The organism is Halorubrum sodomense (assembly GCF_900111935.1).
Lineage (GTDB): Archaea > Halobacteriota > Halobacteria > Halobacteriales > Haloferacaceae > Halorubrum > Halorubrum sodomense.
Map to the genome: position 1 here is coordinate 90,551 of NZ_FOYN01000001.1, position 23,084 is coordinate 113,634.

The 23,084-nt window shown below is 69.9% G+C and carries 18 protein-coding genes and 1 tRNA gene; 11 read left to right on the forward strand and 8 right to left on the reverse strand.

What is annotated here, in order from left to right:
* Window positions 1–374 precede the first annotated feature (374 nt).
* From nasA to BM286_RS00515, 6 genes are all read left to right on the forward strand, one after another.
* Window positions 375–2,459, forward strand: coding sequence for an assimilatory nitrate reductase NasA (gene nasA / locus BM286_RS00490; protein ID WP_092919380.1), 2,085 nt, complete (start codon window positions 375–377; stop codon window positions 2,457–2,459).
* Window positions 2,460–2,860: 401 nt separating this feature from the next.
* Entirely contained in the window at window positions 2,861–4,159 is a 1,299-nt protein-coding gene (locus tag BM286_RS00495) for an MFS transporter (protein WP_092920464.1), read from the forward strand.
* 67 nt (window positions 4,160–4,226) lie between these two features.
* Window positions 4,227–5,213 (forward strand): serine/threonine-protein kinase Rio1, encoded by a 987-nt coding sequence (rio1, locus tag BM286_RS00500; RefSeq protein WP_092919382.1) that lies wholly within the window; start codon window positions 4,227–4,229, stop codon window positions 5,211–5,213.
* 103 nt (window positions 5,214–5,316) lie between these two features.
* Window positions 5,317–5,859, forward strand: a complete 543-nt coding sequence (locus BM286_RS00505) for a KH domain-containing protein (RefSeq protein ID WP_008444741.1) — start codon at window positions 5,317–5,319, stop codon at window positions 5,857–5,859.
* A gap of 761 nt (window positions 5,860–6,620) precedes the next feature.
* Window positions 6,621–8,273, forward strand: a complete 1,653-nt coding sequence (gene thsA / locus BM286_RS00510; RefSeq protein WP_092919384.1) for a thermosome subunit alpha — start codon at window positions 6,621–6,623, stop codon at window positions 8,271–8,273.
* Window positions 8,274–8,578: 305 nt separating this feature from the next.
* Window positions 8,579–9,235 carry a lactate utilization protein gene (locus BM286_RS00515; protein WP_092919386.1) on the forward strand — a complete coding sequence of 219 codons (657 nt, stop codon included), beginning with the start codon at window positions 8,579–8,581 and terminating at the stop codon, window positions 9,233–9,235.
* Between the two features lie 309 nt (window positions 9,236–9,544).
* On the opposite strand, the gene BM286_RS00520 is transcribed toward BM286_RS00515, so the two are convergent.
* Window positions 9,545–9,618 (reverse strand) — tRNA-Lys (locus BM286_RS00520).
* Between the two features lie 104 nt (window positions 9,619–9,722).
* On the opposite strand from BM286_RS00520, the gene BM286_RS00525 reads away from it, so the two are divergent.
* Complete coding sequence (locus BM286_RS00525) at window positions 9,723–11,090, forward strand: M20/M25/M40 family metallo-hydrolase (RefSeq protein ID WP_092919388.1); 1,368 nt, start codon at window positions 9,723–9,725, stop codon at window positions 11,088–11,090.
* Window positions 11,091–11,142: 52 nt separating this feature from the next.
* On the opposite strand, the gene BM286_RS00530 is transcribed toward BM286_RS00525, so the two are convergent.
* Window positions 11,143–11,799, reverse strand: a complete 657-nt coding sequence (locus BM286_RS00530) for a DUF7119 family protein (protein ID WP_092919390.1) — start codon at window positions 11,797–11,799, stop codon at window positions 11,143–11,145.
* Between the two features lie 100 nt (window positions 11,800–11,899).
* Window positions 11,900–12,595, reverse strand: a complete 696-nt coding sequence (locus BM286_RS00535; RefSeq protein ID WP_092919392.1) for an SdpI family protein — start codon at window positions 12,593–12,595, stop codon at window positions 11,900–11,902.
* Window positions 12,596–12,705: 110 nt separating this feature from the next.
* On the opposite strand from BM286_RS00535, the gene BM286_RS00540 reads away from it, so the two are divergent.
* The 3 genes from BM286_RS00540 (at window position 12,706) to BM286_RS00550 (ending at window position 14,287) form a co-directional block, all read left to right on the forward strand.
* On the forward strand, window positions 12,706–13,629 hold the full coding sequence (locus tag BM286_RS00540) for a tetratricopeptide repeat protein (protein ID WP_092919394.1): 924 nt from the start codon (window positions 12,706–12,708) through the stop codon (window positions 13,627–13,629).
* On the forward strand, window positions 13,630–13,929 hold the full coding sequence (locus BM286_RS00545) for a DUF424 domain-containing protein (RefSeq protein ID WP_092919396.1): 300 nt from the start codon (window positions 13,630–13,632) through the stop codon (window positions 13,927–13,929).
* Window positions 13,930–14,002: 73 nt separating this feature from the next.
* Window positions 14,003–14,287 (forward strand): hypothetical protein, encoded by a 285-nt coding sequence (locus tag BM286_RS00550; protein ID WP_092919398.1) that lies wholly within the window; start codon window positions 14,003–14,005, stop codon window positions 14,285–14,287.
* Between the two features lie 41 nt (window positions 14,288–14,328).
* On the opposite strand, the gene BM286_RS00555 is transcribed toward BM286_RS00550, so the two are convergent.
* Window positions 14,329–15,438, reverse strand: a complete 1,110-nt coding sequence (locus BM286_RS00555) for a pyridoxal-phosphate-dependent aminotransferase family protein (protein ID WP_092920465.1) — start codon at window positions 15,436–15,438, stop codon at window positions 14,329–14,331.
* Between the two features lie 169 nt (window positions 15,439–15,607).
* On the opposite strand from BM286_RS00555, the gene BM286_RS00560 reads away from it, so the two are divergent.
* Window positions 15,608–17,992, forward strand: coding sequence for an amino acid permease (locus tag BM286_RS00560; RefSeq protein WP_092919400.1), 2,385 nt, complete (start codon window positions 15,608–15,610; stop codon window positions 17,990–17,992).
* Window positions 17,993–18,046: 54 nt separating this feature from the next.
* On the opposite strand, the gene BM286_RS00565 is transcribed toward BM286_RS00560, so the two are convergent.
* From BM286_RS00565 to BM286_RS00580, 4 genes are all read right to left on the reverse strand, one after another.
* Window positions 18,047–18,304 carry a DUF7561 family protein gene (locus BM286_RS00565; RefSeq protein ID WP_092919402.1) on the reverse strand — a complete coding sequence of 86 codons (258 nt, stop codon included), beginning with the start codon at window positions 18,302–18,304 and terminating at the stop codon, window positions 18,047–18,049.
* Between the two features lie 430 nt (window positions 18,305–18,734).
* Entirely contained in the window at window positions 18,735–19,880 is a 1,146-nt protein-coding gene (locus tag BM286_RS00570; protein ID WP_092919404.1) for an ABC transporter ATP-binding protein, read from the reverse strand.
* The gene (locus BM286_RS00575) at window positions 19,870–21,720 is read right to left on the reverse strand and encodes an ABC transporter permease (protein WP_092919406.1); all 1,851 of its coding nucleotides are present in this window, start codon (window positions 21,718–21,720) and stop codon (window positions 19,870–19,872) included. The genes BM286_RS00570 and BM286_RS00575 overlap by 11 nt, the downstream gene beginning before the upstream one ends.
* Before the next feature lie 27 nt (window positions 21,721–21,747).
* Window positions 21,748–22,971: a thiamine ABC transporter substrate-binding protein gene (locus tag BM286_RS00580; protein ID WP_092919408.1), complete on the reverse strand. Its 1,224-nt coding sequence runs from the start codon at window positions 22,969–22,971 to the stop codon at window positions 21,748–21,750.
* Window positions 22,972–23,084: the final 113 nt, after the last annotated feature.

Sequence of the window (23,084 nt, forward strand, 5' to 3'; positions counted from 1 at the left end):
TATCGCCGCATAAAGTGTTGTATCTTTAATAAAAACGAAAAATACGCGCGCTCTCTTCAGAGTGCGGCACTTCGTCCGTTCGCGACGGATAATTGCGGAGTAAGAGGTACGAATTTATAATTCTCGGAATTATTTGGGTTAGAAGAACTCGGATCGGAAATCCGAGATCGAACGCCGATATTGGGTAAGGACATCTAATCGATAGGGAGACCTTCCATCTTTGTCGCGTAGAACCCACCAGAAACGCGATACAACGCGGTCTTTGATGACAGACAACAGTTATCCGTCGCACAGGCCATCGTGTATCCAGTCGAAATGATTCCCGACGACGACGCCAATGGAAACGACGATCGATCAGTTCCGCCGCCCGCATTATGACCGAGCGGCGACCGACCACTTGTATGCGCTGCGCGGTCGGCTGCGGCTACCGCCAGGAGGCGGCGGACGACGACCGGCGCGTCGTCGACGTCTCCGGGGACCCGGCCCACCCGGCCACCGGCGGCCGCACCTGTCAGCGCGGGGTCAGCGAGACCGTCGACCCCGGCGCGGACCGGCTGACGCGGCCGCTGATCCGTCGCGGCGGGTCGCTCCGACCGACGGACTGGGACACCGCCCTCGGCGTCGTCGCGACCCGGCTCATCGAGGCGATCCGGGAGAGCCCGGACAACGTCGCCGTGCTGGGGAGCGGGCAGCAGACGAACGAGGCCGCCTACGCGCTGGGGAAGGTCACCCGCGGCGCGTTCGGGACGCGGTACTACGACGCGAACACGACGCTGTGTATGGCCTCGGCGGTCATGGCGTACCATCAGGCGTTCGGCAGCGACGGGCCGCCGCCGACGTACGACGACGTCCCGGCGGCGGACACCCACGTCGTCTGGGGCGCGAACCCCGCCGTCGCCCACCCGGTCCTCCACTCGTGGATCGAGAACAGCGCCGCCGCGGGCGACGGCGACCTGATCGTCGTCGACCCGGTGGAGACGCGGACGGCGGCGGCCGCCGACCGCCACATCGCGCCCGAGCCGGGCACCGACCTCGCGCTGGCCCGGGCCGTCCTTGCCCGCGTCGTCGAGCGCGGTGCGGTCGACGAGCGGTTCGTCGAGCGACACACCGAGGGGTACGCCGAGGCCGTCGAGTCGCTCCCGGCCGCCGCCGACGCCGCGGCGACCGCGGACGTCCCGCTCGAACGGGTCGACGAGATTGCCGGCGCGCTGGCCGCGGACTCGCTGATCTACTGGGGGATGGGCGTCAACCAGAGCATCCAGGGCACGGGGACGGCGCGGGCGATCATCGACCTCTGTCTCGCGACGGGCAACATGGGGCCGGGGAGCGGCCCGTTCTCGCTCACGGGACAGGCCAACTCGATGGGGAACCGCGTCTGCGCCTCGAAGCGGACGTGGCCGGGCCACCGGCCGTTCGACGACCCGGACGCCCGACGCGACGTCGCGGACGCGTGGGACGTGCCGCTCGGGCGCCTCCCCGACGATCCCGGGCCGGGGTTCGTGCGCATCGTCGACGAGCTCGCCCGCGGCAACGTCGACGTCTGCTGGACGGTCGCGACGAACCCGGCCGCCGGGATGCCCGACGCCGGCCACGTCGAGCGCGCGCTCGACGAGGCGTTCCTGATCGTCCAGGACGCGTTCCGGTCGGACACCGTCGCCCACGCCGACGTGGTGTTGCCCGCGGCCACGTGGGGGGAGTCCGAGGGAACGACGACGAACATGGAGCGCCGCGTCTCGCGGGTCACCGCGGCCGCCGATCCCCCGGGGAAGGCCAGGCAGGACCTCGACGTCATCGCGGCGATCGGCAACCGGATCCACCCCGGCCTGTTCGACGACCCGCCGCTTGACCCGGGCGCGGTGTTCGACGAGATGCGCGCCCTCACCGCCGGCACGACGGCCGACCTGTCCGGGATCTCCTACGATCGGCTCGCCGACGAACTGGCGGTCCGCTGGCCCGCCCCGAGCGCGGACGCCGAGGGCGGCTACCGGTACCGCGACGGCGGCGACTGGTCGTTCGAGACGCCGTCGGGCCGCGCCCGGTTCTCGACGGCCGCGCACGCCGAGGTGCCGGAGCCGGTCGACGGCGAGTACCCGCTCACGCTGACGACGGGCCGGGCCGACGGCGTCTACAACACCGGCGTCCGGACGCGCGACGGCGCGGACGGGGCCCCCACGGCCCGGATCCACCCCGAGACGATCGCTCGCCACTTGGAGGCGTTCGACCGGGGGGAGACGGTGATCGCGTCCCGGCGGGGCGACGTGCGCGTCGCGGTGAGCGCGAACGACGACGTGCCGCCCGGAATGATCTGGCTGCCGATCCACAACGGGGCGATCAACGAACTCACGCTGTCAGCGGTCGACCCGGACTCCGCCGAACCGAATCTCAAGCAGTGCGCGGTGCGGATCGCGGCGCCGGAGCGACGCGGGCGCCGGGACCCCGAACCGGTCGCCTCCGAGTGATCTCCGGGCGCGCCGTTCCGGTAGTACGCGCCTCGTTGCCGGAGACGCGCTCCGCCGTTCTCGCTATTCTGTCCATGTAATGAACGATCATACGGTAGATAAATTTAAATCATGGCTTTTGACGGCGCTTATTTCTCACTAAGAAAAATTCTCTTTCTAAAATAAAGAATAAAATGGGCTCGAAGCGTGGGAGTTTGCTATTACTCATTCTATCAACTATCGACGTACATATGTCCATCAGTTATCTTATTAACGTCGGGTTCATGCCCTTTCAACGTGAATTACCGTACGTTCGAATGCTTCGAGGCGCAGACGGATGAGAAACCGACAGTCAGCGAGGGCGATCCGCACGGGCGGGCGCCGACCGGCGAGGGGTGGTGCGCGTGAACAGCCCGATCGAGATGACGAAGTACCGGACGCTGCTGCTCGCGACGGTCGGGTTCAACTTCTCCTTTTTAATCTGGTTCTCGTTCGCGCCGTTCACGGGGCCGATGGCCGAGGAGTTCGGGCTGTCGCTGGCCGAGATCGGGGTCTTGGCGAGCGCGGCGATCTGGCTGGCGCCGTTCGGACGGGTCCTCACGGGGTGGCTCTCGGACCGGTTCGGGGCGCCGACGATCTTCGCCATCGTGCTGGCGTACGTCGGGGTCTTCTCGATCTGGAGCGCGTTCGCCGAGTCGTACGCGACGTTCTTCGCCGCGCGACTGATCGTGGCCACGGCGGGGATCACGTTCGTAATCGGGATCCAGCACGTCTCCGAGTGGTTCGAAGCCGAGGAGCTCGGCACCGCTGAGGGGATCTACGCGGGGATCGGCAACGCCGGCGCGGCGGGCGGGGCGCTCGTGCTCCCTCGGGTGTTCTCGACCGGGTGGGAGGGACCGATCTTCGCCACGAACTGGCGCGCCGCGTTCTTCTACACCGGCGTGGTGTCGATCCTGCTCGCGGGCGTCTACTACGCGTTCGGCGAGGCCGCGAAGAGCAGCGAGAAGCGCGCGGCGACGAGAGAGAGCGCGAGACTTCGAGAGTGGCTCTTCACCGCGACCCGGTACGGCACGGTCGTGTTGGCGCTCGCGTACGTAATGACGTTCGGGCTCGAACTGTCGATGAACGGGTGGCTCGCCACCTACTACCGCGAGGGATTCGGCACGCGGAACCTCGTGCTCGCGTCGACGTTCGCCGCGACGTTCTCCGTCGCCGCCGGACTGCTGCGCCCGATCGGCGGCTACGTCAGCGACCGGCTGGCGCGGGCCGAGCGGAACATCATCCCGCTGTTCCCGGGCCGCTACCGCGAGCAGTGGACGTTCGTCTCGCTGTGTTTCGTCGTGCTCGCGATGTTCGGGATGACGCTCGCGGGGCTCTCCGGCCGGGTGCTCGTCGCCGTCGGCGCCGGGTTCCTCGTCGGCATGGGCTGTGCGTTCTCCGAAGGGGCGATCTTCGCGCAGGTGCCCGCCATGTTCCCGGACAGCTCCGGCGCCGTGGCGGGCGTCGTCGGCGGCGTCGGCACCGTCGGCGGGATCGTCTACCCCCTCGTGTACGCCGCCCCGCTGCTTCCGAACCTCCACGTCGGGTACGCGGTCGTCGGCGCGTCGATGATCCCGATCGTGGCGCTGGCGGCGTGGGTGTTCCAGCCCCGGATCGCCGAGCGGGCGACGGACGACGGGTTCGTGAGCGAGGGCGAGGCGGCGCCCGTCGCCGACGACTGACGGCGCGCGGGGGGACGCCGCCGCCGACCCCCTCGCTTATCCCTCGCGGCGCCGAACCCTGCCACGAATGAGCGAGGACTTCGGCCTGCTCGAACCCGCGGACCAGCCCGGCGACGAGTGGGAGCAGCTCGACGTCTCCGACACCGAGGCCGACCGGATCGCCCGGCGGCAGGACCGCGAGTTCGACGAGTTCCGCAAGCGGATCAAGGACACGGAGCAGTTCAAGCTCCAGGAGTCGGTGTTCGACGACGCCACGCTGGCCGCGGTGTACAAGCTGGTCCAGGACGGCTACGTCGACGCGTTCGGCGGGCCGGTGTCGACCGGGAAGGAGGCGAGCGTCTTCGAGGCGCTCGGCGGGCAGGCCGGCGAGCGTCCCGAGCCGGGTTCGGAGGCGGCGGGCGGCGGGCCGGAGGGCGTCACCCCCGAGCGCGAGGTCGCGGTGAAGGTGTACCGGATCAACTCCTCGAACTTCCGACAGATGCGCGACTACCTGGAGGGCGACCCGCGGTTCGAAGGGATCGCGAGCGACAAGAAGGCGGTCGTGCTGGCGTGGACCCGCAAGGAGTTCGCGAACCTCGAACGCGCGCGCAAGGCCGGCGTCCGGGTGCCAGAGCCGATCGCGGTCCAGCGCAACGTCCTCGTGATGGAGCTGGTCGGCCACGCCGAGGACCGCGCCCGGCGGCTGAGCGAGGTCGACGTGGAGAACCCCGAGACCGCCTACGAGGTCGTCCGCGAGTACATGCGTCGGCTGTACGGCGCCGGGCTGATCCACGGCGACCTCTCCGAGTACAACATGATCATCCACGAGGGCGAGCTGGTGATCATCGATCTGGGACAGGCCGTGACGGTTCACCATCCCAACGCCGGGGAGTTCCTGAGGCGCGACTGCGAGAACGTGTCGGCCTTTTTCACCCGGCAGGGGATCGACGTCGACCCCGACGACCTCCGCGCGTACGTGACGGAGCCGGAGCCGGACCCGAACGGGGAGCCGGGAGAAGACCGAGGGCCGGGGTCGGGCGGACGGGACGACTCCGGAGAGGGGTCCGACGAGTAGATCGCGGCGACACGGCCCTCAAGAGGCTGGAGACCACCGTCACGCGGCCACACACCGCCCGCGGCGGAACACCCTTAAAAGGCTCCGCCGGGTACTCCGTGATATGCAACACGTGACGGTTCCGCAGGACCGGATCGGCGTCGTCATCGGCGCCGGCGGCGAGACGATGCGGGAGATCGAAGAGCGGGCGAACGTGCGGCTCGACATCGACTCGGAGTCGGGGAGCGTCGCCATCGAGGAGCGCGACGACCCCGTCGCGGCGATGGTGGCTCCCGACATCATCAAGGCGATCGGCCGCGGCTTCAAGCCGGAGACGGCGCTGTCGATCCTCGACCACGACCTCCGGACGCTCGACCTGATCGACCTGTCGGAGCACACCCGCAACGACAACGACCTCCAGCGCAAGAAGGGCCGGATCATCGGCGAGAACGGTCGCACGCGAGAGCTGTTAGAGGAGCTGTCGGGCGCCAACGTCGTCGTCTACGGGTCGACCGTGGGCGCGGTGGGCCAGCCCGAGGAGCTCGAAGTGGTCCGGCGGGCGGTCGGGATGCTGCTCGACGGGGCACCGCACGGCGCGGTGTACTCGTACTTGGAGCGCATGTCGAACGAACTCGACGACGACGTGAGCTTCAACGCGCCGCAATAATCGGCAGAATTTCTCGGAGTCGCGGGCGGCGTCGCTGTTTGTCTATAAACTGCTGTTATTGGTGATGTGGAGAACTCCTCCAAAGCCCCAGTCGCTCGCTTATAAGCACCTGACCACAGATCGACGGCGAACATCTCCAAAGCCCCAGCCGGGAGGCGGGCGCACGCTCGCTGTCGTTCGAGACGCCGACGGCGTCTCGTGATGACGAGAGTGCTTCGCTCTCTCGAACCACGCTCCTCGGTCACTCACTTCGTTCGCTCCCTGTGGTGCTTGCGTCGTCATCAGAACGCTTCACGTTCTGATTGGCTCGCGAGAGCTTCGCTCTCGTGAACGCCTGCGCCCGCCTCTCGGCAGCGTGGCGGTACGCGCCACGGGCAACCGGCGGCGGAGCCGCCGGTGACTGCCCCTTTGCGTCCCACCCCCACAGCAACCGCACCGCACCGCGACCGCAGCCTCACACCTCCCCAGCCTCGTCGCTGGCACCCTCCGCTTCGCTCCGGGAGCCAGCGACTCCCTCGCGCGTGCGGTTCGCGCCGCGGTGCGGCGCTCACCGGCACGCGCCACCGCAGTCCGTTTATAACCTATTTGCGTCCAGCAGTTGATCTGGAGTTCTATAAAAAGGGCCGTGTGAACGCACCGCATACCGGTCGATACTCCCCCACCGTGTTGCGGTTTCGCACGATACGAGCGAAGGATTTATATAGAATCACAAACAATCAATGGTCGTAATGTCACAGCGTCAGCGGATGGGCAATCAGCCCATGATCGTACTTTCTGAAGAGTCGCAGCGTACCTCCGGAAAGGACGCGCAGAACATGAATATCACGGCCGGCAAAGCGGTCGCGGAGTCGGTCCGCACCACGCTCGGCCCGAAAGGGATGGACAAGATGCTCGTCGACTCCGGCGGGTCCGTCGTCGTCACGAACGACGGCGTCACCATCCTGAAGGAGATGGACATCGACCACCCGGCGGCCAACATGATCGTCGAGGTAAGCGAGACGCAGGAGGAGGAGGTCGGCGACGGCACTACCTCCGCGGTCGTGGTCGCCGGTGAGCTCCTCGATCAGGCCGAGGAGCTCCTCGATCAGGACATCCACGCGACGACCCTCGCACAGGGGTACCGCCAGGCCGCCGAGGAGGCCAAGTCGATCCTCGAAGACGAGGCCATCGACGTCTCCGCGGACGACCGCGACACGCTCGTCGAGATCGCCGAGACGGCGATGACGGGCAAGGGCGCGGAGAACTCCAAGGACCTCCTCGCCGAGCTCGTCGTCGACGCCGTCCTCGCGGTTCAGGACGACGACGGCATCGACACGGAGAACGTCTCCGTCGAGAAGGTCGTCGGCAGCTCCATCGACGAGTCCGAGCTCGTCGAGGGCGTCATCGTCGACAAGGAGCGCGTCGACGAGAACATGCCCTTCGCGGTCGAGGACGCCGACGTGGCGCTGTTCGACGGCGCCATCGAGGTGAAGGAGACCGAGATCGACGCCGAGGTCAACGTCACCGACCCCGACCAGCTCCAGCAGTTCCTCGACCAGGAGGAGGCCCAGCTCCGCGAGATGGTCGACCACCTCGTCGACATCGGCGCCGACGTCGTCTTCGTCGGTGACGGCATCGACGACATGGCCCAGCACTACCTCGCGCAGGAGGGCATCCTCGCCGTCCGCCGCGCGAAGTCCGACGACCTCAAGCGCCTCGCCCGCGCGACCGGCGGCCGCGTCGTCTCCAACCTCGACGACATCGAGACGGACGACCTCGGCTTCGCCGGCTCCGTCGCCCAGAAGGACATCGGCGGCGACGAGCGCATCTTCGTCGAGGATGTCGAGGAGGCGAAGTCCGTCACGCTCATCCTCCGCGGCGGCACCGAACACGTCGTCGACGAGGTCGAGCGCGCCATCGACGACTCGCTCGGCGTCGTCCGCACGACGCTGCTCGACGGGAAGGTGCTGCCCGGCGGCGGCGCCCCCGAGGCCGAGCTCGCCCTCCAGCTCCGCGACTTCGCCGACTCCGTCGGCGGCCGCGAGCAGCTCGCCGTCGAGGCGTTCGCCGACGCCTTAGAGGTCGTCCCGCGCACCCTCGCCGAGAACGCGGGCCTCGACCCCATCGACTCGCTGGTCGACCTCCGCTCCCGCCACGACGGCGGCGAGTTCGGCGCCGGTCTCGACGCCTACACGGGCGACGTGATCGACATGGAGGCCGAGGGCGTCGTGGAGCCGCTCCGCGTCAAGACCCAGGCCATCGAGTCCGCCACCGAGGCGGCCGTCATGATCCTCCGCATCGACGACGTCATCGCGGCCGGCGACCTCAAGGGCGGCGGCACCGACGACGGCGGCGACGAGGGCGGCCCCGGCGGCGCGCCCGGCGGAATGGGCGGCGGCATGGGCGGCATGGGCGGTATGGGCGGCGCGATGTGAGCTTCGCGTAGGCCACACCACCCACACCGACCGCAGCCGCTTCGCCGAACCGTCCGCAGACCGACCGTCGCGCGCCCCCTACGGGCCCCGACGACACGCGACTTTTATCGACGACCGACCGCGTAGCGGTCCGCTCGTCGCTCGCCCGCGTCTCCCTTCGCCTCACCGCGCACCGCGCTACCGACCCTCACATTCGGCTCGTGAGACACGAGGGTAACACCGGCGTAACCACCGGACGGCGGTGTCCGCGAGCGGTTAAGTGACTCCCGGCCCTCCGATCTATCGACGAGGTTCTCACGTTCACCATGCCACAGCAGAAAGCCGACTACGCAGACGAGACGGAGATCGACGCGGAACTGGACGGGCTTCCCGACGACGAGACCGTCGAGGAGACGGTCGCCAATCTGGAGGAACGCGGCTTCGACGTGATCGTCGTCGACGACGCCGACGAGGCGCTGGCAACCGTGAAATCTCAGATCCCCGCCGGCGTCTCCGTGATGAACGGGCACTCGACGACGCTCGAAGAGATCGGGTTCGACGAGTTCCTGAGCGAGGGCGACCACGAGTGGGAGAGCCTCCCGGACCAGATCTGGGGCATCGACGACGACGCGGAGCGACAGACCGCGCGGCGCGAGTCGCAGACGGCCGACTACTTCCTCGGCGGTATCAACGCCATCGCCCAGACGGGCGAGCTCGTCGCCGCCGACCTCTCCGGCAGCCGGATCGGCGCGTACCCGTTCGCGGCGGGGAACGTCGTCATCGTCACCGGGATCAACAAGATCGTCCCGACGCTCGACGACGCGTTCGACCGGCTGGAGTCGGTCGCGTACCCGCTGGAGAACGAGCGCGCGCAGGAGGCGTACGGCGTCGAGTCCGCCGTCGCCAAGCAGCTGATCTACCGCCGCGAGACCGAGGAGGGTCGGACGACGGTCGTCCTCGTGCGCGAGCAGCTCGGGTACTGAGCGGTTCGATTCGACGCGTCACACTCTCTCCCCCTTTTGACGTTCGTGAGCGCGGGTCAGTCGCACCCGTTGGGTGCGACGAGATTTGAATCACGCCCAGACGTGCTCGTTCGCTCCGCTCACTGCGCGCGACTGGCTGCTTCGAATCCCTCCTGACCGGTTCACTCGACGGTTCGCGTTGCTCACCGTCTCGTTGTACGGGCCGGGAGGGATTCGAACCACAGTCACTCCGCTTCGCTCCGTTCCTTGATTCGAATCCCTCCCTTTTCGACGGCCTCGCGGCTCGCGGAGTGCTCGCCGCGAGGAGTACGGGCCGGGAGGGATTCGAACCCCCGACCGTCCGGTTAAAAGCCGGACGCTCTCCCTAACTGAGCTACCGGCCCAGACGAATCGCTGTACGGCCAGCCGACGGATAAACGTTTAGAACCGCGATAGCGGGACGATCGACACCCGAAACGGTTTCCGACCCCCCGCCCTCGCCGCGAACATGGAGTTCGACATGCGCGCGTTCGCCGCCGACTGCTGCCGGCACCGCTCGACCGCCGGCGAGGAGGCGCCCGCGGCCGCGTTCGTCGCGGAGCGACTCGCTGACCTCGGCTTCGAGACGCACGCCTGGGACGCCGATCCCGCCCTCCTCGCGGACCACCCCTCCTTTCCGGACGACCTCGACGCGACGGCCGTCGAGGGACGGCGCAGCGTCGCGGGCGTCCTCGAACTCGGCGGCGCGAGCGACGCGGGTAACGGTGACGGCGCGGGCGGCGCGGTCGGCGAAGACGACGACGATCCGGTCCCCACCCTCGTCCTGAACGGACACCTCGACGTCGTCCCCGCAGAGCCGTCCGAGTGGTCGAGCGACCCCTTCGAGCCGGTTTGGCGCGACGCCGAGGGACGACTTATCGATGACGCCGCCGGCGGGGACGGGGTCGGAGAGACCCTCACCGCCCGCGGCGCGGCCGACATGAAGTCCGGACTCGCCGCCTGCGTCGGCGCCGCGGTGGACGTGCGGGCGGGCGTCGCGGACGGGTCGATCGACCTCCCGCCGTCCGGGCTTCGGCTCGTGGTCGAGGCCGTCGCGGGCGAGGAGGACGGCGGCTACGGCGCGGCGACGGCCGCGCTCGCGACCCCGTACCCCTTCGAGCGCGACGCGGCGATCGTCGCGGAGCCGACGGAGCTCCGACCCGTCGTCGCCTGCGAAGGGTCGCTCATGGCTCGGCTGGAGATCGACGGGCGCAGCGCCCACGCGGCCACTCGCTGGCGGGGCGAGGACGTGCTGCCGCGGTTCGAGGCGATCCGGGAGGCGTTCATGGAGCTGGAGGCGGAGCGCGGCGAGTCGGTCGACCATCCCCTGTACGAGCGGTTCCCGGTCCCCTGGCCCGTCGTCTGCGGCCGGGTCGAGGCGGGCTCGTGGGCGTCGACGGTCCCGGCGACGCTCGGCGCGGAGTTCCGGATCGGCGTTGCGCCGGGCGAGACGGTGAGCGAGGTCGAGGCCGCGTTCCGCGATCGACTGGAGCGCGTCGCGGCCGACGACCCCTGGCTGCGCGAGCGCCCGCCTCGGTTCGAGCGGTTCTCCGTCCAGTTCGAACCGGCCGAGATCGCGGTCGACGAGCCCGTCGTCGAGGCGGTCCGCGCCGGACTCGTCGCGACCGGGCTCCCGGACGTCGAACCGCGGGGCGCGACGTACGGCGCCGATTCGCGCCACTTCGTCGCGGCCGGGATCCCGGCGGTGCTGTTCGGTCCCGGCACCATCGACGAGGCGCACTACCCGGACGAGACGATCGCGTGGGGGCAGGTCGTGCGGGCGAGAGAGGCGATCGCGGCCGCCGCGGAGCGGTTCGCGAACGACGCCGCGGCGTAGCCGTCGGCGGGTCGAGAGCGACCCGCCGGAGTCGGTCGGGGCCCGCCGTTCGCTACTCCGAGAGGTACTCGTCGAGCGCGTCCGCGACGAGCGCCCCCGGCTCGACGTTCTCCATCGAGGCGCGGCGGCGCAGTTCGACGTACGTCTCGGGCGGAAGTCGGAGCTGGAGGCGACCGAGCTCGACGCCGGCGTCCCGGACCGCGGTCTCGATGTCGGCGCCGTCGTTGACCGCGGACGCGACCGCGCGCACCTCCCGGACCGTGAGGTCCCCGTCGACCGCCGCCCACGCGAGCAGGTAGCGGTCCCGACCGCCGAGCCGCGCGACGTGCTTCGCGGCGCTCGGCGCGATCCGCCCGTTCGCGACCTGTCGCCGGACCGCCTGCGGGAGGTCGTGAACCCTCGCCCACTTGCGGATGAACGCGACGGAGACGCCCTCGCCGGCCCGCTCGGCCGCCTCCTTGTACGACCCCACGCCGCGGACGAGCGCCGCGCAGGCGGCGGCGCCGCGCAGCATCAACACGTTGTCGTCGTCGCCGACGTCGCCGGCCGCGAAGCGGGCCACCGTCTCCGCGGCCTCGGCGACGCTGTCCGGATCGCTCGGGTCGAACCCCACCGCGTCGGCGGCCCGGTCGCCCGTCACCGCCGGGTCGGCCCGGACCACCGGCTCGCCGACGGGGGAGCGTCGGTCCGCGCGTGACTCCTCGGTCATACACGTCTCTTCGGGGCCGCGGGTATAAACGCCGGGCACCGGGGCGGAACTCGCCAGCGCGTCGGAGTGCCGACGCGTCGACGGGCCGTCGGCGCCCGACCTACTTCGCGGTCCGGGCCGCCGCGTCGTCGTCCCCCTCGCTCGCCCCTCTCGCGTACAGGACGTACGAGTACCCGACGGTGATCGCGGCGGTCGCGAGCGCCGGCCCGACGAGGAAGTACACCGCGTACTCGCCGGAGAAGAGGCCCACGACCGCGACCGCGGCCGAGAGCTTGAACAGTCGGGCGCCGAGCGCGTGGGTGCGGTCCCACACCGCGTCGTCGCTGAGCGTCCACGGCGTTCGGATCCCGACGAACCAGTTCGGCTCGACGTGGGGGAGCAGCGTTCCGACGTAGTAGAACAGCGCGGCCGCGCCGGCCACCGCGATCGTCGTCACGTCGACCGCGTAGCCGAGGTTGACGGCGAGTACCGCGAGGTGGACGGCGACGAGGAACGCGGTGATCACGACGACGAACCGGTCGTAGTGGACCCGGAACGCGGCGACGTTCTCGCGGAGGGGATCGATCCGCGGGAGCAGCGCGAAGAGGCCGATCAGCCCGGCGGCGAGGCCCGGAACGAGCCACATCCCGGCGGTCCGCGGGAGCGTTCCGGTCGGGTCGCCGGCGGCGTTCCACCGCGTCACCATCCGTTCGGGGAGGCTCGGTGCGACCGCGAGGCTGGCGAGGGCGCCGACGGCGACGAGGAGGGCCGCGACGCCGAATCGAAGCCGCGTGGACAGTCGGGACTCGGAGGGCATACGCGTCGAGACGACGCCCGCGGCAATAAAAGACTCCCGGCCGTGGGAATCGCCCTCGAAGCGCCCGGTGCGACGCAACCCTTACGCGTCGCGGCAGCCAATCAGGGGGTATGACCGACGAACGCGACGACGACGGCCACGAGTTCTCCTCGGGGCAGGGCGTCGACGCCGACTACGACGCGTTCACGCTGGACCCGCCGGAGCTCGGCGAGGACCCGAGCCGCGTCGACCCGGTCGACTCCCGCGTGTTGACCGAGGAGCTCGACCGCCGGAACATCGGCAGCGAGGACGTCGATGTCAAGCAGCTGATCGACGTCGGCCTCTCGTACATGGGGATCAACCGCTTCGAGGAGGCGACGGAGACGTTCGAGCGCGCCGCCCGTTTCGCCGAGGAGGACTCCCTGGAGGCCCAGGAGGCGTGGGTGAACAAGGGCGCCGCCCACGCACAGCTGGAGGAGTTCGACCAGGCGATCGGCGCGTACCAGGAGGCGCTGCGGATCGACGAGGAGTCCGAGCACGCCGCGACCGCCGAGACGAACCTCGCGTACGCCCTCTGGGAGTCCGGCCGGAGCGAGCAGGCGCTCGAGCACGCCGAGCGCGCCGTCGAGACCGACCCGCGCTTCGCCGAAGCGTGGTACAACCGCGGGTTCCTCCTGGTCGAGCGCGGGCTCGCAGAGGACGCGGTCAAGTGCTTCGACAACGCGATCCGCCTCGGCTACCGCGACGCGGGCGTCTTAGAGGAGAAGGCGCGGGCGCTCGAGGAGGCCGGCGAACACGAGCAGGCCGAGGAGGTCGCGGACCAGGCCGAGGAGCTCCGCCGCGAGACGGAAGAACAGCTGATCGAAGAGCAGACCGGCCAGGCCCCGGGTCCGGGCGGTCGCGGCGGTCAGCCCGGTTCGGGCGGTCGCGGCGGGCAGGGCGGTCAGCCCGGTCCGGGCGGTCGCGGCGGGCAGGGCGGCGGTCGAAGCGGGCAGGACGGCGAACGCGAGGGACCGGAGCGAGAGCTCCAGGGCGAAGGGCCAGAGGGCTTCTGAATGCTCCTTCGCGAGCGCGAGACCCCCGAGGGGCGGCTCGTCTCCGTCTGCGACGCCGACTGCCTCGGTGAGACGTACGAGGACGGTCCGGTGACGCTCACCGTGAGCGAGGAGTTCTACGGCGGCGACGGCGCCGTCGAGGCGACCGAAGCGGAGGTGATCGCCGGGCTCCGGCGCGCGCAGGTCGCGAACATCGTCGGCACCGAAGCGGTCGGCGTCGCCGTCGAGGCGGGCCTCGTCGACGAGGAGACGGTCCTGGAGTTCGAGGAGACGCGGCACGCGCAGCTGCTCTGGCTGTGAGGGCGGTGCGGCGTCCGCGGCCGTCTCGTCGGGATCCGATCCGGCTAAGGGCGCGCGCGACGAGGCGAATCCGATGAGACGACTCACGCGGAGCGAGTTGGCGTCGCGGGTGGGGCCGCGACCCCCTTCGGACGCCTTCTGGCGGCGCGCGATCGACCGGGGCGAGGCCGCGCTCGGCGTCGGCGCGGACGCCGTCGGGGGAGCGCGCGACAGAGACGCGGAGCCGACCGAACCGCTCGACACGGGCGATATCGTCGACGTCGACGACCACGCCTTCGTCGTCGTCGGAGCCGAACGGACCGAGGCCGGCGGTCGGATCTACCGGATCGAACTGGTCACCGATTCCGACGCGGAGTGAGACGGGAGGGACTGGGGCCGGCGTGGGGCCCGAGACCCCGATCAGAGCCCGGCGACGTCCTCGATGGCGTCGGTGAGCTCCGTCACGCTCTCGACGGTGTGCTCGCCCATGTGGCCGATCCGGAACGTCTCCTCGCCGAGGTCGCCGTACCCGTTCGAGAAGGCCATGTCGTACCTCTCGTTCACCGCTTCGATGGTCGCGGCCACGTCGATCCCCCGCGTGTTCTCGATGCAGGCGACCGTCTGCGACTCGTACCCTTCCTCGGGGAACATCGCGAAGTGCTCGGCGGCCCAGTCGTGGACGTACTCGGTCATCTCGCGGTGGCGCTCGTCGCGGGCGCGGTGGCCCTCCTCGAGCATGCGCTTCATCTGCTTGCGGTACGCCAACATGATCGGGATCGCGGGCGTCGAGTGGGTCTGGCCCTTCCGGTCGTAGTAGTCGATGGTGCGGCGGAACCCGCCGTACCACGAGGAGTCGCCCTTCTCGACCTCGCGGTCGTAGGCGTCGTCGCTGACGACGCAGACCGCCAGGCCCGGCGGCATCGCGAACGCCTTCTGCGTGGACGCGAAGATCGCGTCGATACCGTGCGCGTCGATGTCGACGTAGTCGCCGCCGAGCGAGGAGACGGCGTCGACGGCGAAGTAGGTGTCCGGGTACTCGGTGAGCACGTCGCCGATCTCCTCGATCGGATTGCGGACGCCGGTCGAGGACTCGTTCATCACGCCCGCGACCATGTCGTACTGGACGTCGGCGGTCTCGATCGCCTCGCGGACGTCCTCGGGCTTGACCGCCTCGCCCCACTCGTACTCCAGTCGGTCGACGTCCTTCCCGAGTCGTTCGGCGACGTTGGCGTAGCGCTCGCTGAACGCGCCGCAGGTCGGCACGAGGACGTGCTCGTCGACGAGGTTGAGCGTCGTCGCCTCCCAGAACGCCGTGCCGGAGCCGGTGAGGATGACGACCTCGTTGTCGGTGCCGAGGAACTCCTTCGTGTCCTCCACGATGGTGGTGTACAGGTCGGTCATCCGGTCCATCCGGTGGCCGAACGTCGACTCGGTCATCGCCTCGATCACGTCGTCGGGGACCTCGGTCGGGCCGGGGATGTACAGCGTCTTGTCGTCGTAGTCGTCGCGGTATTCGCGTTTCTTCGTCACGGGATCCACCTGTTGGATCGTACCGCGTCGCGAGACGGTATGGTCCTTGTGATACGCTCAAAAACGAGACCGGCGGCGTTGCCCGGATCAATCGGGTTTATACGAACGGAGAAACGAAAGAACGTATGATACACGCCCGGAGAGTTACAACCGCCCGAGGTGGGCCGCCGTGAGCGGCGACGAGGAACTCGCGAAGGACCTCGGCCCGCTCGCGGCGCTCACGATCGGGATCGGGACGATGATCGGCGCCGGCATCTTCGTCCTCCCCGGCACCGCGGTCGCCCGCGCCGGGCCGCTCGCGGCGTTCACCTTCGTCCTCGGCGGCGTGATCGCCCTGTTCACCGCGCTGTCGGCCTCCGAACTCGGGACCGCGATGCCGAAGTCCGGCGGGGCGTACTTCTACGTCAACCGCGCGCTCGGCCCGATGTTCGGCTCCGTCGCGGGCTGGGCGAACTGGCTCGGGCTCGCGTTCGCCTCCGCCTTCTACATGTACGGCTTCGGCGAGTACGTCAACGCGCTCGTCGGGCTCGAACCGGTCGGACTCGGGATAGTGACGCTGGAGGCGGCACAGGTGATCGGCCTCGCCGGCGCGCTGCTCTTCATCGCGGTCAACTACTTCGGCGCGAAGGAGACGGGCGGGCTTCAGATCGTCATCGTGATGTCGCTTCTGGGTATCCTCGCCGTCTTCACCGTCGTCGGCCTGCTGAACGCCGAGATGTCGTCGCTGCGTCCCCTCGCGCCGCCGGGCACGACGAGCCAGGTGTTACCGGTGACCGGGATCATCTTCGTCTCGTACCTGGGATTCGTCCAGATCACCTCCGTCGCCGAGGAGATCAAGAACCCCGGGCGGAACCTCCCGCTCGCGGTCCTCGGCTCGGTCGTCATCGTCACGGTCGTCTACGCGCTGTTCCTGCTCGTGCTGCTCGCGGCGGTGCCGAACGAACTCGTCGCGAACAACGAGACTGCGGTCGTCGACGCCGCCCGCCTCCTGTTCGGTCGGTACGAGGTGTTCGGCTTCTCGCTGGGCGCCGTCGGCGCCGGCATGCTGCTGATCGGCGGGCTGCTCGCGACCGCCTCCTCCGCGAACGCCTCGATCCTCTCGTCGTCGCGGATCAACTTCGCGATGGGCCGCGAGAAGATCGTCACCCCGTCGCTCAACCAGATCCACGAGCGGTTCGGCACGCCGTACAAGTCGATCGCGCTCACCGGCGCGCTCATCGTCGTGTTCCTCCTCGCCGGGAGCGTCGAGTCGCTGTCAACGATGGGGTCGGTGTTACACCTAGTGGTGTACGGCCTCCTCAACCTCGCGCTCATCGTGATGCGCGAGTCGGCGGTCGAGGGGTACGACCCGGACTTCGAGGTGCCGTTCTACCCGGCCGTCCCGATCATCGGCACCGTGTCGTCGTTCGCGCTGATCTACTACATCGACCCGACGATCATCCTGCTGTCCGCCGGGCTCGTCGTCTTCGCGCTGCTCTGGTACCTGCTGTACGCCCGCGGGAAGGTCGAGGCGCGCGGCGTGCTCGGGACGTGGATCCTCGACCGGTCCGACGAGCTGCCGAAGGCGGCCGTGTCGGCGGCCACGTCGGTCCAGCCGAGCGGCGACGACTACCGGGTGATGGTACCGCTCGCGAACCCCAAGACCGAAGAGCACCTGATCACCCTCGCGTCCGCAATCGCCAAGCAGCGGAACGGGACGGTCGTCGCGGTCAACATCGCGAACGTCCCCGACCAGACCTCGCTGGAGGCCGCGCGCGACCGCGGCGCCCACGAGGCGGCCCACGGCCTCCTCGACCGGGCTCGCGAGGACGCGGAGACGTTCGGCGTCGACGTGGAGACCCACGTCGTGCTCTCGCACCGCGTGTTCGAGGAGGTGTTCGACGCCGCGCGCACCTACGGCGCCGACATGACCGTGATGGGCTGGGGCGAGGACTCCCACGGGGCGCCGGGGCGCGCCGAGTCCGCCGTCGACGAGCTGGCGTACTCGCTCCCCTCGGACTTCCTCGTGTTCCGCGACCGCGGGTTCGACGCCTCGCGCATCCTCGTGCCGACCGCCGGCGGCCCGGCCTCGGACCTCTCGGGCGCCGTCGCGAAGATGCTCCAGGTCGAGTTCGACGGCGAGGTCACGCTGCTCCACGTCACCGAGGCCGGCGAGGAGGAGGCGGGCCGGACGTTCCTCTCCGAGTGGGCCGACGCGCACGACCTCTCGGACGCGGCGCTGCGGATCGAGACGGGCGACGTCGAGACCAGCATCGAGCGCGCCGCCCGCGACGCGTCGATGCTCATCATCGGCGCGACCCAGAAGGGGCTGCTCTCGCGGCTGGTCCGCGGATCGCTCGTCTTGGACGTGCTCGGCGAGGTGGAGTGCTCCGTGCTGCTCGCGGAGCCGAAGAGCGACCGCGGCATCCTCGCCCGGCTGTTCGGCAGCGGCGCGCGGTCGAACGACGTCACCGACGCGACGGAGACGGCCGCCGACACCGGCGTCGAGCCGGAGCCGTCGACGCCCGAGATCGACGGGGGATCGGACGCGGGCGAGGAGTCGCAGGCGGACTGACGCGACGCGTTTCCTCCTCGGTCGCCGCGGGCGCGGACTCGAAGTCGAGCCGTGTCAGCCCCAGTGCCAGAAGTGGTTGCCGTCCGTTTCGACCGGGTCGGTGCGCTCGCGGAGGTCGGCGACGTCCTCGGCGGTCGGCTCGTGGTCGTCGGGGAGCCGCTCCATGCACTCGAAACAGAGGAAGAACTCCGAGTCGTCGGTGAGTTCGAGCGTGAGTCCCTGCGTCGACTCGAACGCGAAGTTCCACAGATCGCCGATCCCGCCGGCGATCCGCACGGACCGCTCGCAGACGTCGCACGCCTCGGAGGCCATATGTGAACACAACGAGGTCCGCGGGGTAAGGCGTGTCGCCTCGATACGTTTACTGGTACGTCCGTCGTCCCTCGGTGAACGCCGCCAAAGTCCCAATCGTTCGCTTATAAATGACTGTCTATAGATCGACGGACGATACCTCCAAAGCCCCAGCCGGCGAGGCGGGCGCACGCTCGCTGTGCGCCTCACTCGGTCGCTATCGCTCCCTCGTTCGGTGCTTACGTCGCCTGCGCCCGCCTCGCCGGCTGCCCCTTTGAGTCCCGCCCGACTGCGACCGCACGGCAACCTCACGCCTCCCCAGCCTCGCCGCTCGCTCGGGGCTCCCTTCGGTCGCCCGCGTCGCTCGCGGCGTCCCTCGCGCGATGCTGCTCGGCCGCAAAGCGGCCTCGCAGGCACGCGCCACCGCACTCCATTTATAAGCGTTCGTCGTTCACCGATTCTTGACTTCGATCACATGCGCGTCTTCGGGGTCGAACCCGACCGCGACCGCGCCGTCGATCGGGTCGACGACGCGGACGACGAGGTCGCGGTTCTCCCAGTCCAACGTGACCCGCGTCGTCTCGCCGAGGAACTCCGCGCTGGCGACGGTCGCGCTCAGCGCGTTCTCGCCCGCGGGAGCCGCGTCGTCTCCGGAATTTCCGTCCGCGCCCGCGACGCGGAGGTTCTCCGGCCGGACACAGAAGGAGATCCGGTCGCCGACACTCGGCGAGTCGACGTCGCGCCCGTCGCCGACCCCGACGCGCAGGGTGGCGTCCCCGCCGTCGACGTCGACCGCGAGTTCTCCCGCGGCGGGCGCGTCGATCACCTCCCCGGCGAACACGTTGTTGTCGCCGACGAACGCCGCGACGAACCGCGTGGCGGGCTCGCGGTAGACGGTCCGCGGGGCCGCGACCTGCTCGGGCGTCCCGTCGTTCATCACCGCGACGCGGTCGGAGACGGCCAGCGCCTCCTCCTGGTCGTGGGTGACGTATATCGTGGTGATTCCCAGTTCGGACTGGATCTCCTTCACCTGCGCGCGAAGCCGCTCCCGGAGCCGCGCGTCGAGCGCGCTCATCGGCTCGTCCAAGAGGAGCACGTCGGGGCCGGGCGCGAGCGCCCGCGCCATCGCGATCCGCTGCTGTTGCCCGCCAGAGAGGCTCTCGGGTTCGCGGTCGGCGGCGTCGGGGAGGTCGACCAGTTCGAGCAGCTCCGCGACGCGCTCGTCGCGGGTCATTCCCCCGGGCGGCTCGGCGAAGTTGAGCCCGTACGCGACGTTCTCCCCGACGGTCATGTGCGGGAACAGCGCGTAGCTCTGGAACACGACGCCGACGTCGCGGTCCTCGGGCGGGACGCCCGCCATCGACTCCCCGCCGAACCGAACCGTCCCGCGCGTCGGCTCTTCGAACCCCGCGATCAGCCGGAGCGTGGTCGTCTTCCCGCAGCCGGAGGGGCCGACGAGCGTGAAGAACTCCCCTTCGCGCACCCGGAGGCTCACGTCGTCGACGGCGGCCGTCTCGCCGTAGCGCTTCGTCACGCCGTCGAGTTCGACGGTGACGGGGACGTCTCCCGCGACTTCCGTGCCGCGTTCAGAGCCCACGGTGGTCACCTCCGAGCCGCTCGATGACGACGAAGCTGAGCCCGGTGACGACGAGCAGGACGACGCCCATGGCGGTCGCCGGTCCGAGCCGCCGCCCGATGAACCGTTCGATCGCGACGGGCATCGTGTACGCGTCGGCGCCGGTCGCCAGCACGACGGTCGAGGTGAACTCGCCGATCGAGATCGCGAACGCGAACGCCGCGCCCGCGACGACCGCGGGCCAGACCAAGGGGAGCTCCACGTCGCGGATCACCCGCGCCCGCGAGGCGCCGAGCGCCCGCGCGGACTCGACGAGCGACCGGTCCAGTCCGGAGAGCCCGGGCGAGACGGTGCGCACGACGAACGGGTAGCCCGAGACCGCGTGCGCGACGACGATGGCGACCGCGCCGTTCGCGGCGATCCGCCAGCCGGCGACCTCGACGCCGAACACGAGCCCCCGCAGCAGTCCGAGGCCGACGATGATCCCCGACACCGCCAGCGGCGCCATCGCGGCCGCGTCGACCAGGGTTCGCCCCCGATATCGGCGCGTGGTCAACACCGCGACGACGACGCCCATCGGCAGCGCGAGCAGGGTCGCGGCCGCCGCGAACGCGAGCGAGTTCCGGATCGCGGGCCACGGCCGCACCTGAAACGCCGCCCCCGTCTGCTGGCGCTCGATCAGGAACCGGTAATGGTCGAGCGTGAGCGCGCCGTCCCCGCCCGTCACCGACGCGAGGATCATCGACGCGATCGGCGCGACGAAGATCACCCCGGCGACGGCGACGTAGGCGGCCAGGCCCGCCCGCGGCAGCAGCTCGCGGAGGGTGGGGGCCGGCGGGATCAGCGAGCGCCGCGGCAGCGGTCGCGCGCCGCGCGTGTTCGTCGAGCTGCGGGCCTCGTACCGGAGGTACGCGAGCAGGACGGAAAGCGAGATCACGAGTTCGACGATCGCCAGCGCGGCGGCCTCGGCGTAGCTCAGGTCGCGCACCAAGCGATAGACGAACACCTCGACCGTCGCCAGCTCGAACCCGCCGAGCGCGAGGACGATCGGGAAGGTGCCGAAGGTGAACACGAAGGTGAGCGCCGCGCCCGTGAGGACGGCGGGGTACACCTGCGGCGCGACCACGTCGACGAACGCCCGGACCGGACCGGCGCCGAGGCTCCGGGCGGTCTCGACCGCGCTCGCGTCCACCGACTCCCACGCGGCGGTCGTCACGCGCGCCACGAGCGGCGCGTTGTAGAACGCGTGAGCGATCACGACCGCTTCGAGGGTGAACAGCAGGTCGACCGGCGGGAGCCCGAGCGCGGTCAGGGCGGCGTTCAGGGTACCGTTCTCACCGAACGTGGCGACGAACCCGACCGCGACCATGATCGACGGGAGGACGAACGGGACGATGGTGAGCGAGCGCAGCGTCCGCCGGCCGGGGAACTCGAAGCGCGCGAGCAGGTAGGCGGCCGGGAGCCCGAGGGCGACGCTCGCGACCGTCGAGAGGGCCGCCTGGTACGCGGTGAAGCCGACGATCCCCAGCCGGCGGTCCGGAGAGAGCAGCGAGCGCGCGACCGCGGCCGGGGACTCGCCCGACAGCAGCCGCGCGAGTTCGCCGAAGTAGAACGGGTCGGTGAGGACGTCCGCGAAGACGCGGAGGGTGACGGCGCCGTCGACGACGACCGCCTCGACCAAGACGGTCGCGGTCGGATAGTAGAAGGCGACGACGAGCGCGGCGCTGGTGAGGAGCGCGAGCGCGGTCAGCGCGTGCGACTCGACGCCCTCCCGGAGGCGGGTCAGCCGGTCCGCACGCCCGCCGTCCTCGGTCGCCCGGTCGTCGTCACCGGTCGCACGCCCGCCGTCGACTCCAGTCACGCGCTCGCACCCACGTCGGCCACGGGGTTAGTTCCCGGCGAACTGTCGCTCCCAGGCCTCGACCCACGCGTCGACGGCGCCCTGGAGCTCGTCGTAGGTGAACGTCACCGGGTCGGCCGGCTCCTTCGCTAACTCGGCGTAGTCGCTCGGCAGCTCGGCGCCGTCGATCGCCGGGAACGCCACGTTGCGCTGTGCGATCTCCCCTTGAACGTCCGGCTCCAGCATGAACGACATGAACTGCCGGGCGAGGTCGGGCTCGTCGGCGTCGGCGAAGACGGCCATCCCCTCGGGATTCGCGTACGCCTGGTCGTTCAGAAATCGGATCTGATGTTTCTCGAGGTCTTGTCCCTCCATGTCGGCGAACACCTGATCGGTGGAGTAGGAGACGACCATCGGCGCCTCGCCCTCGCTCCAGGCGGCGTACGCCTCGTCCCAGTCTCCCAGCACGCGCACGCCGTTCGCCTGGAGGTCCGCCCAGTAGTCGAGGTAGTCGTACTCGAGGTCGCCGTCGCCGCCCTCGACCGCCTCCCCGTCCCCGTCGCTCGCGACGCCGCCGTCGCCGAAGCGGTTGATCGTGTGGAGGAGGAACGCGCGACCGGTCGCGGAGCCGCCGGGGTTCTGCGCGATGAGCGCGCCCGCGTGCTCGTCGTCGAGCAGCCCCTCGAACGTCTCCGGCGCCTCCATCGTCGTGCCGTCGTACACGAGGCTGATGTACCCGGTGTCGAAGGGGACGGCCCGGTCGAACGGGTCGAACCGGAGCCCCTCCTTGACCGCGTCGCGCCCCTCGATGTCGCCCGCCTCCGCGAAGAGGTCCTCGTCGAGCTCCTCGTCGACTCGCACGAGGTCCTCCGTGGTGAGCCCCACGTAGAGGTCGGCGTCGACCCCTACGCCCGAAGCGGCGCGCTCGACGTAGTAGTTCACCTCGTTTTCGGGGGTCGCCCACTCCAGTTCGGCGTTGTATCGGCTCTCGAACTCCGTTTTGAGCCACTCGCCGGGGCTCACGGAGGGCGCGTCGATGAAGTTCGTGTAGGTCGCGACGGTCAGCGTCGGCGTCTCTCCGTCGCCGTCGCCGTCCGTCCCGTTTCCGCCGTCGCTTCCCGCGCCGGTACCGCCGTCTCCCCCGTCGTCGACTCGTTCGGCGCTGCAGCCGGCGAGCGCGGCGGCGCCGGCCGCCCCGGCCGCCGTCAGGAAGCGTCGTCGGGTGCGTGGCCGGGCGCGTCGCCGCCGCGTCTCGCTCTTGTCGGTGGTCATCACTCGGTTGTTGTACTCGGTGGTTACATAAGGGATCCGTCCGCGTCCCGAGACCGGTTCCGAGCGGCGGTTCGACTCGGCGCGGCCCCGGTCCGAAATCGCTGTTTCGACCG